This is a genomic window from Gilliamella sp. B3801, from assembly GCF_026536645.1.
GTDB lineage: Bacteria > Pseudomonadota > Gammaproteobacteria > Enterobacterales > Orbaceae > Gilliamella > Gilliamella apicola_I.
Map to the genome: position 1 here is coordinate 202,667 of NZ_JAFNNR010000004.1, position 12,957 is coordinate 215,623.

Here is a 12,957-nt window from a genome sequence, read left to right on the forward strand (position 1 = left end):
AACTCATTAAAAAACATTTTAGTTAACAATTATTTTTTATCATCATCAACTTCTTTGAAGTCAGCATCAACAACATCATCTTGTGCCGAAGCGCTACCATTATTTGCTTGACCTGCAGATTGATCTGCTTGAGCTTGTTGTTGAGCTAATTCAAGTAATTTTTTTGATGCTTCCATTAACGCATTGATTTTAGCTTCAATTTCAGCTTTATCTTCACCACGAGCAGCATTTTCTAATGCAGTTACCGCATCTTCAATCGCTTTTTTATCATCAGCAGATAATTGATCGCCTGCATCAGTCACTTGTTTACGAGTTGAGTGAACAAGGTGATCTGCTTGGTTACGTACTTGTGCTAACTCTTCAAACTTACGATCAGCTTCAGCATTCGCTTCCGCATCATTGACCATTTTTTGGATTTCTTCTTCACTTAAACCTGAAGAAGCTTTAATGGTAATGTTTTGTTCACGACCAGTATTTTTATCTTTTGCTGATACATGTAAGATACCATCGGCATCAATATCAAAGGTCACTTCAATTTGTGGCATACCACGTGGTGCAGCTTGAATACCATCAAGGTTAAATTGACCTAGTGATTTATTATCACCAGCACGTTTACGCTCACCTTGTAATACATGAATCGTTACCGCAGATTGGTTGTCTTCAGCCGTTGAGAACACTTGACTATGTTTAGTTGGAATAGTCGTATTTTTCTCAATTAAGGTAGTCATTACACCACCCATCGTTTCGATACCTAAAGACAATGGTGTAACGTCAAGTAATAATACATCTTTAACATCACCACCTAATACCCCACCTTGTACCGCAGCACCTACTGCTACTGCTTCGTCAGGGTTAACGTCTTTACGTGGTTCTTTACCAAAGAAGTCTGCAACCGCTTTTTGTACCATTGGCATACGGGTTTGACCACCAACTAAAATCACATCTTTAATATCAGAAACAGTAAGACCTGCATCTTTTAATGCTGTTTTCACTGGTTCCATAGAGCGTTTAACTAAATCTTCGACTAAAGATTCAAGTTTAGCGCGTGTCACTTTGATATTTAAATGTTTAGGGCCTGATGCATCAGCTGTGATATAAGGTAAGTTGATATCCGTTTGTTGCGCTGATGACAATTCGATTTTTGCTTTCTCTGCAGCTTCTTTTAAACGTTGCATTGCAAGTGGATCATTTTTAAGATCGAAACCTTGTTCACGTTTAAACTCATCAACTAAATAGTTAATTAAACGAGAGTCAAAATCTTCACCCCCTAAGTGAGTATCACCATTAGTTGCTAATACTTCGAAAGTTTTTTCGCCATCGACATCATCAATTTCGATAATTGAAATATCAAATGTACCACCACCAAGGTCATAGACTGCAATTGTGCGGTTACCCACATCTTTATCTAAACCATAAGCAAGTGCAGCGGCTGTTGGTTCGTTAATAATACGTTTAACATCTAGACCAGCAATACGACCCGCATCTTTAGTTGCTTGACGTTGAGCATCATTAAAATAAGCTGGAACGGTAATAACCGCTTCTGTTACTGGCTCACCAAGATAATCTTCTGCAGTTTTCTTCATTTTCTTTAGTACTTCAGCAGAAATTTGTGGTGGCGCAATTTTTTGACCTTTTACATCTACCCATGCATCGCCGTTATCAGCTTTAACAATTTTATATGGCATAATACCCACATCACGTTGTACTTCAGCATCTTCATAACGACGACCAATTAAACGTTTAATGGCAAATAATGTATTTTGTGGATTGGTTACTGCCTGACGTTTTGCTGGTTGACCAACTAAAATTTCACCATCTTGTGTGTAAGCAATAATCGACGGGGTTGTACGGTCGCCTTCAGCATTTTCTAAAACTTTAGCTTGACCATTATCCATTACTGCAACACATGAATTTGTTGTACCTAAATCGATACCAATAATTTTACCCATAATCTTTTCTCCTCAAAACCTGTATTTTATTTCTTATATATAAGACTGAAATTGTGATTTTCAAGTCTTTAATTTAGTCAAAGAAATGTTAGTGTTTCCACATAGATGGGAACATTATTATTAATATCAAGGGGGGGAATGAAAAATTATTTTTGCATAAATCTTGATTATAAAGTTTTCTACACTTATTATTGCCGCTCTTTTTTTATTAAGACACATTTTATAGGATCCTTATGGAACAAACTAAACTTGCAAATCCAGGTCCACTAGGACTAATGGGATTTGGTATGACAACCATTTTATTGAATATTCATAATGCGGGATTTTTCCCTGTGATGACAGCAATCGTATCTATGGGTATTTTTTATGGTGGACTAGCACAAGTGATCGCTGGAATTTTAGAATTTCGCAAAGGTAACACTTTTGGGACAACAGCGTTTACTTCATATGGTTTCTTTTGGATTGCGCTTGTTGGCATTTGGTATTTACCAACCTCACCAGCAACAGCACCAACCGATGCAACCTTTGTTGGTATCTTCCTCGCATTATGGGGGATTTTCACCGCATTCATGTTTATCGGTACGTTAAAAGGTAATCGAGTATTACAATTTGTTTTTGCTAGTTTAACTGTCCTGTTTGCTTTATTAGCAATTGGTAATATTTCTGGTAATCACAGCATCATTCATATCGCAGGCTTTGAAGGGATTATTTGTGGTGCAAGTGCGATTTATTTAGCAATGGCTGAAGTACTTAACGAACAATACGGACGCACTATTTTACCAATTGGTGCACCTAAAGGCGCTGCTCACTAATTGTCGCTGTTATTAAAACAAGTGATGAGAGCAAAAAAAAACGGGGTAATTTCCCCGTTTTTTTATATCAATGAATAACAACATTTAACGCTTATTTTTTATAAGCATCATTATGCACACCTACTGCCGCACGACCTGATGGATCATTAAGATTTTTGAATGACTCATCCCATTCAATCGCTTTTGCCGTAGAACAAGCAACAGTTGGACCACCCGGCACACAATGTGCTGCACTTTCAACGGGGAATAGCTCATCAAAAATTTCTCGGTACATGTAAGCTTCTTTCGACGTTGGTGTATTATAAGGAAAACGGAATTTTGCATTTTCCAATTGTTGATCCGTGATTTTGCTTTCTGCAATCTCTTTTAAAGTATCGATCCAACTATAACCAACACCATCAGAGAATTGCTCTTTTTGACGCCAAACCACAGACGCAGGTAAATAAGATTCAAATGCTTCACGAACAATGTGTTTTTCCATTTTTCCGTTACTACCACACATTTTATCTTTCGGATTAAGGCGCATTGCCACATCTAAGAATTTCTTATCAAGGAATGGAACACGAGCTTCAACGCCCCATGCCGCCATCGCTTTATTAGCACGTGCACAATCATACATGTGTAACGCGGCTAATTTTCGCACCGTTTCTTCATGGAACTCTTTAGCATTTGGCGCTTTATGGAAATAGAGGTAACCACCAAATACTTCGTCTGCACCTTCACCAGATAACACCATTTTAATACCCATTGCTTTAATTTTTCTTGCCATTAAATACATTGGCGTAGAAGCACGGATAGTTGTGACATCATAAGTTTCAATAAAATAAATGACATCACGAATGGCATCAATACCTTCTTGAATAGTAAAGTTAATTTCGTGGTGAACTGTACCAAGATGATCGGCAACCGCTTGTGCTGCTTTAAGATCTGGCGCACCTTTTAAACCCACTGCAAATGAATGCAATTGTGGCCACCAAGCTTCAGATTTTTCATGATCTTCAACACGACGCGCTGAGAATTTTTTAGTGATTGCCGAAATAACGGAAGAATCAAGCCCACCAGATAATAAAACGCCATAAGGCACATCTGACATAAGATGGCTTTTAACAGACTCTTCCAATGCTATACGAAGCGCATTAATGTCTGTTTTATTATCTTTGACATTTTCGTAATCCATCCAATCACGTTTATAGTAGGTTTTAATTTCACCTTCAGTGCTCGATAAATAGCATCCAGGAGGAAAAGCTTCAATCGTTTTACAAACGGGTACTAACGCTTTCATCTCAGAGGCGACATAGAATGTACCATTTTCGTCGTGTCCCATATACATCGGGATAATACCAATGTGATCACGACCAATAAAGTAAGTGCCTTTATTAATATCATAAAGAATAAAAGCAAACATACCTTGTAGTTCATCAAGACAATCAATTCCTTTTTCTTGATAGAGCGCTAAGATGACTTCACAATCAGAACCTGTTTGGAATTCATAGCGATCTTTGTACTGATTTCGGAGTTCTTGATGATTATAAATTTCGCCATTTACCGCTAAAACGAGAGTTTTATCTTTATTATAAAGCGGTTGAGATCCTGTATTAACATCTACAATTGATAAACGTTCATGAGCAAGAATTGCTTTATCAGAAGCAAAAATACCAGACCAATCCGGTCCACGATGACGCTGTAGACTTGATAGTTCTAATGCTTTTGTTCGTAGTTGTTCCGGATCTGATTTAATATCAAGAATACCTAAAATCGAACACATTGATTTTCTCCACTTAAAATCGCAAACGCGATACTATTTGTACGTAAAAATAACTATATGAAAATTTGAAAAATTTTTTTTAATTTTAAATTACTTTGCCCTTTATTCTTACCCAGCTTAAAGCGCAAATAATAAAGGTAGACAGCATACACACTATTTATAAACAATTAAAGTCCCAAGTCGTGATACTTTTCCTATCGTTGCAAAAAGAACTTAACGACTTTATGACATCATCACTTTCTTTTCCATTGACCTTGTTGTTTTATAAATTGTCCAGCAGGTGTTTTTTCCTGAGCTTTTGTTCCTGCTCTCACTTCAACTTCGTTCAAAGGAACGTTACTTTCAGCAGAAACTTTTTGATATTCTTGTTTACGCGCTTGATTAATGAGTTGCGCTATTTCACTTGCATTGCTTTCGTTTTTAACTACACCTAAATAGCCATCCTCTTGTTCGCCCACTAAACCACTTGCTTTTGCTTGACTTAATGCGTTAATCGCTTGATCTAAATTTAATGCAAACACGGGTAAAGATAAAGCTGCTGTTAATAATGCAATCGTTAACTTTTTATAAATAGTCATAATAACCCCTTTAATAAATACTTTATATTTCATTAACGCCAAAGTGATTTACACTTTTAATTCACTTTTGACAACGCCAACCAAAATATAACCGTGAATCTTTAATAAATAATTAATATAAACCAGATTTATTAATTACATTGTCTAACGCTTTATCAACCTTTATGTTGATTTCATGGTCTATTTTAACATTTAGATTTATGTTTATTGGTTCATTGGGAGCCTGAACTTTAACCGTCGGTGAGCATCCCATTAATACGCTACTCACTACCATGACTGCAATCACATTCCGTATCATAAAAATAGCCTCTTTCATTTATCATGATTTTTTTTCAATCGTGCTTCAATTCGTTTACGAATCGGTTCACTAATTTGGTCTGATAAGAGTAAACTGGTCATTAATTTAGCGATATTTTCTTCAAGCGTGATATTTAAATTCACCGCTTTACCATTTTGCACCTCTAAATTATTTCCTTGAATAGTCAGACCCAACTTAGCAATATCATTAGCGTAATCAACTTTACTCGATAGCTTAGTATAATGAAAATTTTTAAGAATATCAGTGAGTATTTTCATATTTGGATTATTTTTTACATAATCTTTTAGCGCTGAATTTTCAAACTGTAATTCACCCTGATTAGTTGAAACTAGTTGACCATTTTTAATTACCAACTTATATGATAGCTCATTGTTGTTTTTAACTTCGCTTAATGTAATTGGTAAGATGCCATCTATCGCCCCATTACCGGCAAGCCCTTCAACCGGATATTTGGCTAACACATCTTTTAAGTGTATTTGTTTTAATCTGACATTAATTTGTTGAGGCAATCTGGTTAAATTCAATTTTCCTTTATCAACCGACAGCTGACCAGAAAATAGCCTCGCTTGTAATTTTTTCCACGTAATGATGCCTCTTGTCGGAGCAGTTAAAGTTGATGAATAAGCGCCAACAACATTAACTTTTTCAAAATTGATGCCAAGATTGATTTCTTGGATATGTAAATCAGATGTGGAAAGCGTAAAATTATTGTTGTTAACCGAAAGATTAATATTACCCGTTGCCGATTTAATCTCACTATTTTTATAAAGACCATTAAACTCACTAATCGTTAATTGACCTGTCGCTGAGGTTTGATTCAATTGAAATGGAAGCGGTGACTGAACTTGAAAGCGGATATTTCCTCTTAGATCATTAACAATGAAATCTTCCGAAACATTCGCTTTTTTTAAGCTAAATGACGCATTATCCAAATTGGTTAGTGTAAGCTGTTTTTGAGTTATCGATCCTTTAAACGGTAAGGATAAATCGCTATTTTGTATGCCAAATTGAGCTAATGAGGTCGTTAACATGCCATGTTGAATCTCAATACGCGAATCGGCTTTATTAAATTGTAAAACAGTCGATAACTTTGCAGCATATTGGGTATTGGTGGATAACTCAAGCTGTATAGCTTGTGGCTGTTTATTCATATCTAGCTTGATATCAAACAAAGGCACTTTGTTTTGATAAAATCGCAACGAATGAATATGAATAGCTTTAGGTAACCAATACAACATTGATGAAAAAGATGAGGTATCAAATTCAGATCGATCAAGATGATCAGCCTCGCCATCAACTCCATGATCGCTAATATTCTCTACTTTAGCGTTAACGGGCTGCCAATAGATATCTACATTTTCTGCTGATAGATTTGACCACGAAACATGCAAATTTTTTGCTGTTAAGGATAATTGTGATTCCTGAGAAACGGTAAAAGTATCAAATGATAGCCCATCCAAACTAATATTGAAGCCATGCCAATCTAAGGTTAACTGATTTTTTTGCTTAAAAGACAACCAATATTGCCATCCAAACAGACCTAGCAATGAAATAATCAGCATAAAAATAAATGAAAACCAATAGCGTTTTTTCAAGCGAGCCATAAATAAACTCTCTACTTAGCAAGGTTTATTGCCGAGTGTTGCTCGGCAATGCAATAATATTACGCTGGTGACTGTTCTCGCTGTGCGATATAAGCTAATGCTTTATCAATTCTAGATAATGTTCGTTTTTTTCCAATGGCAAATACCGTTGCATCCACGGATGGCGATTGCCCAATTCCTGTTACTGCAACACGCAATGGCATCCCCACTTTACCCATTCCAACATCAAGTTCAGTCGCCGTGGCTTCAATAGCATGATGAATTTTATCAATTTGCCAGTCAAAATCAGCAATTGCACCAATTTTAGCTTTGATGAGTTCTAACGGCTCTTTAGCTACGGGGCGCAAATGTTTTTTAGCGGCATCAGCATCAAAATCATCAAAATCTTGATAACAATAACGACATGATTCCGCCATTTCTTTAAGTGTTTTACAACGTTCACCAAACAATTTAATAATTGTGATTAAATCCGGGCCTTGTGTTAAATCATAGCCTTGATGATTCATATGCCAAACTAAATGTTGAGCGACATAATCAGCATCTAAATGATTAATATAATGATGATTTAACCACAATAATTTTTCAGTATTAAACGCACTAGCAGATTTGCTTACTGCATCTAATGTAAAATAACTAATCATTTCAGGCACGGAGAATATCTCTTGATCACCATGTGACCAGCCTAAGCGTACTAAATAATTGAGTAAAGCTTCCGGTAAGTAGCCATCATCACGGTATTGCATAACACTCACCGCACCATGACGTTTAGATAATTTTTGCCCGTCATCTCCTAAAATCATGGATACATGACCATATTCAGGAAGCGGTGCGCCTAATGCTTTGAGAATATTAATCTGACGAGGTGTATTATTGATATGATCTTCACCACGAATCACATGCGTAATTTCCATATCCCAATCATCCACCACAACACAAAAATTGTAAGTTGGTGAACCGTCTGTTCGTCGAATAATTAAATCATCAAGCTCTTTATTGGCAATCTCAATAGGGCCACGGATTAAATCGTTAAATACGACAACACCGTCAATCGGATTGGCAAAACGGACAACATGCGGTTCACTATGGTTATGTTGTTTTTGGACTTCATCACAACGACAATGACCATCATAACGGGCTTTTTCGCCTTTCGCCATCTGCTCTTCACGCAGTTTTTCTAAGCGTTCTTTTGAGCAATAGCAACGATAAGCTGTTCCTTTAGCGAGCATTTCATCAATCACTTGATTATAGCGATCAAAACGTTTAGTTTGGAAATAAGGACCTTCATCCCATGATAATTCTAACCAATTCATTCCATCCATGATCGCTTCAATGGCTTCTGGCGTTGAACGCTCTAGATCAGTATCTTCAATACGCAAGACAAATGCACCTTGTGCATGACGGGTATAAAGCCAAGAATAGAGCGCAGTACGTGCTCCTCCAACATGTAAATAACCGGTTGGGCTTGGTGCAAAACGGGTTTTAATTTTCATGAAATAATCCTAATAATAATAAAAAAGAGCACGTAAACGAAAAAAGCGTTAACCGCGCTCTTTTATTCAATTCGGTTAACTAACTAACCAGAATAATAACATTTTGATATAAATTCAGTTTCGTTACTTATTCTAACACGCTAAAAGGTTTGAGCAATAGCCTATTCACGCCTTAAAATCGATCACAAATTTTCAAGATGTTTAAGCTTAAGCTTGCATTTAAATCTAAAACCGTAAACATCTTATAATTTACTAATGCTGATAAAAAATTAGTGTGCTTCATCCCAATTATCACCGACGCCAACATCGACTTTTAATGGCACAGATAATTGATAACAATTTTCCATAATGGATTTGATTTGCGCACTGTATTTATCAACCAATTCTTGTTTGACTTCAAACACTAATTCATCGTGTACTTGCATCACCATTCTAATATTGCCAGACGGTTGGTTGTTAATCCAATCACTCATTTTTATCATCGCAGTTTTAATGATATCCGCCGCAGTACCTTGCATTGGCGCATTAATTGCTGCTCGTTCGGCTCCTCGTTTTTCAATGCCGTTAGTCGAGGTGATTTTAGGCAGATATAAACGTCGACCAGATAAGGTTTCGACATAACCTTGCTGTGCTGCCAATTGACGCGTCTCTTCCATGTAAGTTTGTACCCCCGGATAACGTTCAAAATAGCGATCGATATAAAATTGCGCCTCTTTTCGAGGAATATTGATTTGTTTTGATAAACCAAAAGCACTCATTCCATAAATCAAACCAAAATTGACCGCTTTAGCGCGTCTACGTTCTTCCGACGTCACATCTGATTCAGGTTTACTTAACACTTCACTCGCCGTCACTCGGTGGATATCTTTGTCATCGGCAAACGCGTTGAGTAAACTTTTATCTTGCGATAGATGTGCCATGATGCGTAATTCAATTTGTGAATAGTCAGCAGAAATAATCTTATACCCTTCTGGTGCAATAAATGCCTGGCGGATTCGACGCCCTTCTTCATTGCGTACCGGAATATTTTGCAAATTTGGATCATTGGAAGATAAACGTCCTGTTACTGTCCCAATTTGATTGTAATTTGTATGAATACGATGATCGATTGGACTAATCATTAAAGGTAATTTATCTGTATAGGTATTTTTAAGCTTAGCCAGTCCTCGATAAAATAGAATCATACGCGGTAATTCGTACTCATTAGCCAATTCACTCAACACATCTTCACTGGTTGACGGATCACCTTTTGGCGTCTTTTTCAATACGGGCAATTGATGCTTATCAAATAAAATTGCTTGAATCTGCTTTGGCGAAGCAGGATTAAATTTTTCACCGGCCAATGATTGAAGTTCGGCTTCCGTCGCCATTAACTGTTTGGCAAGTTCATGGGAATAATCATTTAACTGTTTAGCATCAACCAATACCCCTGTTCTTTCCATTTCAGCCAACACAATGGCTAAAGGCATTTCAATATCAGTAAACAGTTTAGTTAATTTTGAATCTTTTTCTAACTCTGGCCACAGTTTTTCATGTAATTGTAACGTGATATCTGCATCTTCTGCTGCGTATTGTGTCGTTTTTTCAACATCAATAGCATCAATAGTTACTTGTTTTTTATCCTGCTTGGTTAGCTCATTATAAGTGATGGTTTTATGATTCAAATAACGACTAGCCATACTATCCATATCGTGTCTTTCTGTACTATTAAGTACATACGATTCAAGCATGGTATCAAAGGCAATACCTTGTACTTTAATACCATAGTTAGCCAGTACGCTGTAATCAAATTTAGCATTTTGCGCGATTTTTTTAATCTTCGGATTTTCTAGCACTGGCTTTAATTTCGCCAACACGCTATCAAGCGGTAACTGCTCGGGAACACCAAGATATTGATGAGCAAGTGGAATATAAGCAGCTTCATGCGGCGTGATACTGAGCGAAATCCCGACTAATTTAGCATGCACATGATCGACATTATCCGTTTCAGTATCGAAGGCAAATTGTTGACTTTGGGATAATTTGGTTACCCACTGTTCTAATTGTTTATCAGTCAAAATGCATTGATAATCAGTCTGCTTATTTTTGGCAGATGAATGTTCTTGCGCCAATAACGGCATATTCTGGTTCACATTGACCGCTGATGCTTTTTGATTTTTTAAAAAACTGCCCGATATCAACTCTTTTTGCCAACGATGAAAGCCATAATAAGCAAATAATTCGTTTAATGCATTAACATCCATATCGCTCGACATGAGCTGTTCATTAGTAAAATCTAATTGCACATCGGTTTTAATCGTTGCCAGCAAATAAGACAATTCGGCTTCTTTCTGATTATCAATCAATTTTTGTTTTAACGATTTTGCGCCACGGATTGATAATTTTTCAATATCATCTAAACGTTGATAGATATCTTTAACACTGTTAAATTCAGTTAATAAACTTTGGGCCGTCTTTTCACCTACTCCCGGAACCCCTGGGATATTATCAGACGAATCGCCTCTTAATGCTAAATAATCAATAATCTTTTCGGGTGGCACACCAAATTTTTCCATCACGCCTTTCGGATCAAGCACCGTATTATTCATGGTATTAATCAGGGTAATTTTATCACTGACAAGCTGTGCCATATCTTTATCACCGGTACTGATTAAAACGTCCAGATTCTCTTTTTCAGCCTGCCTTGCCAGTGTACCAATTACATCATCCGCTTCCACACCTTCAATACAGAGTAAAGGCAGCCCCATAGCTTTTAAGATAGTGTGAATTGGTTCAATTTGCGGACGAAGATTTTCCGGCATTGCCTCACGTGTGGCTTTATACTCGCTGTAGATTTCGTTACGGAAAGAGCCGCCTTTAGCATCGAAAACAACAGCAATATGTGTCGGATTGTACTGATTAATCAGACTACGGATCATATTGATGACACCAAAAATAGCCCCTGTTGGCTCACCTTTGGCATTGGTTAACGGCGGACATGCAAAAAAAGCACGATAGAGATAAGAAGATCCATCAATCAGGATAATTGGTGTTTTATTTGGCATTAGTATTACCCAAAGGTTATTCGCTATAATGGTTAACAGTATACCCCAATTAACAACAATATTCTTATTATCTACAACAATAAAATGTAAAAATCTTTCATATTTACACAATGTTTTAATAGAAAGTTTTAACTTAAAAAACTGTATATTGCAAAATGAGTATTATATAATGCTGTATCTTTTTTAACCTGAGTATACGATTAATGACACAGTTAAGTCTTGCTGCACAAAAAGTTAAAGATGCACTGGCAGCTAAAAATCTTGAAACCCCTTCTTGTCGTTTAGCAATGGATAATAGTGAGCGCAAGGCAAAAATCGAAGAACATTTTCGTGAGATCATGAAATTAATGGAGTTGGATCTTACTGATGACAGTCTTGCCGAAACACCACATCGTGTCTCTAAAATGTATGTTGATGAGATTTTTTCTGGGCTCTATTATGAAAATTTTCCCAAAATCACACTCATTGAAAATAAAATGCAAGTCGACGAGATGATCACCGTTCGTGATATTACCTTAACCAGTGTATGCGAACACCATTTTGTCACCATTGACGGCAAAGCCACCGTCTCTTATATCCCTAAAGATAAAGTTATTGGCTTATCCAAAATTAATCGAATTGTTGAATTTTTTTCACAGCGACCACAAGTACAAGAAAGATTAACTCAACAAATACTTGTTGCCCTTCAAACCTTACTTGGCACGGTAAATGTGGCGGTCTCAATCGATGCGACTCACTATTGTGTGAAAGCCAGAGGCATTAAAGATTCAAGCAGTATGACAACCACGACCGCACTGGGTGGCGGATTTAAAACCAATCCAAGTACCAGACAAGAATTTTTAAGAGCATTACATCACTATTAATATAAGGATATTCAATGAAATTTTTATCACTCATTTTTATGGTATTATTGATAACAGCATGCTCTGAACAGGAATCTAATAATTCTAATAATAACGATAAATTTATTGGTTTTTGGGTAGAAGGTGGTCCCGATTTTAAATATACTGCAACGTATGCCAATCTTGTTGAAATAAGTAAACAAGGGGATAATTACTTTATCAATGAAAACTATGTTTATGGTAATGATCAAACCATTGCGATGCGAAAAGTCACAAAACCCCAAGACAATTTCGATGGACTCGCTTATCCATCAGAAAGAAATTTTGGTTTAGAAAACAGAGTGACTTTCCATGGTGATAACTATTCAAAAATCGGTATATTTAATACAGTTTTCTTTCGAATTTCAAAAGAAGAAGCAGAACAAATTAAACGTGATGTAAAAGAGTGCGAAGAGATAGAAAAAAACCGTTTTTTTATTCCTAAAGCGCAACAAGCTGAATATAAAAAACGGGCAAATGAGCTGGCTTATTGTCGGATTTTTTGGTAACAATCA

General features: G+C 36.5%; 10 protein-coding genes. 3 read left to right on the top strand and 7 right to left on the bottom strand.

Annotation, left to right across the window (positions count from 1 at the left end; genetic code table 11):
- Positions 1-29 precede the first annotated feature (29 nt).
- Positions 30-1,949 (bottom strand): molecular chaperone DnaK, encoded by a 1,920-nt coding sequence (gene dnaK, locus J3U14_RS05090; protein WP_065558514.1) that lies wholly within the window; start codon positions 1,947-1,949, stop codon positions 30-32.
- A 233-nt stretch (positions 1,950-2,182) separates the two neighbouring features.
- On the opposite strand from dnaK, the gene satP reads away from it, so the two are divergent.
- A complete protein-coding gene (gene satP / locus J3U14_RS05095) occupies positions 2,183-2,761 on the top strand; it encodes an acetate uptake transporter (RefSeq protein WP_065558513.1) in 579 nt (192 codons plus the stop codon).
- Positions 2,762-2,852: 91 nt separating this feature from the next.
- Here satP and asnB read toward each other — a convergent pair whose 3' ends face one another.
- From asnB to polA, 6 genes are all read right to left on the bottom strand, one after another.
- Positions 2,853-4,526 (bottom strand): asparagine synthase B, encoded by a 1,674-nt coding sequence (gene asnB, locus J3U14_RS05100; protein WP_220216275.1) that lies wholly within the window; start codon positions 4,524-4,526, stop codon positions 2,853-2,855.
- A 233-nt stretch (positions 4,527-4,759) separates the two neighbouring features.
- Entirely contained in the window at positions 4,760-5,104 is a 345-nt protein-coding gene (locus tag J3U14_RS05105; protein ID WP_220216274.1) for a YdbL family protein, read from the bottom strand.
- 112 nt (positions 5,105-5,216) lie between these two features.
- The gene (locus J3U14_RS05110) at positions 5,217-5,402 is read right to left on the bottom strand and encodes a YnbE family lipoprotein (RefSeq protein WP_267369580.1); all 186 of its coding nucleotides are present in this window, start codon (positions 5,400-5,402) and stop codon (positions 5,217-5,219) included.
- Positions 5,403-5,416: 14 nt separating this feature from the next.
- Positions 5,417-7,027, bottom strand: coding sequence for an intermembrane phospholipid transport protein YdbH family protein (locus J3U14_RS05115; RefSeq protein WP_267350233.1), 1,611 nt, complete (start codon positions 7,025-7,027; stop codon positions 5,417-5,419).
- A 59-nt stretch (positions 7,028-7,086) separates the two neighbouring features.
- On the bottom strand, positions 7,087-8,517 hold the full coding sequence (gene gltX / locus J3U14_RS05120; RefSeq protein ID WP_267350231.1) for a glutamate--tRNA ligase: 1,431 nt from the start codon (positions 8,515-8,517) through the stop codon (positions 7,087-7,089).
- Positions 8,518-8,786: 269 nt separating this feature from the next.
- Positions 8,787-11,561 carry a DNA polymerase I gene (gene polA / locus J3U14_RS05125; RefSeq protein ID WP_267350230.1) on the bottom strand — a complete coding sequence of 925 codons (2,775 nt, stop codon included), beginning with the start codon at positions 11,559-11,561 and terminating at the stop codon, positions 8,787-8,789.
- Between the two features lie 203 nt (positions 11,562-11,764).
- On the opposite strand from polA, the gene folE reads away from it, so the two are divergent.
- Both folE and J3U14_RS05135 read left to right on the top strand, forming a co-directional pair.
- Complete coding sequence (folE, locus tag J3U14_RS05130; RefSeq protein WP_220216270.1) at positions 11,765-12,424, top strand: GTP cyclohydrolase I FolE; 660 nt, start codon at positions 11,765-11,767, stop codon at positions 12,422-12,424.
- A 14-nt stretch (positions 12,425-12,438) separates the two neighbouring features.
- A complete protein-coding gene (locus tag J3U14_RS05135; protein ID WP_267350228.1) occupies positions 12,439-12,951 on the top strand; it encodes a hypothetical protein in 513 nt (170 codons plus the stop codon).
- The last annotated feature ends 6 nt before the right edge of the window (positions 12,952-12,957 follow it).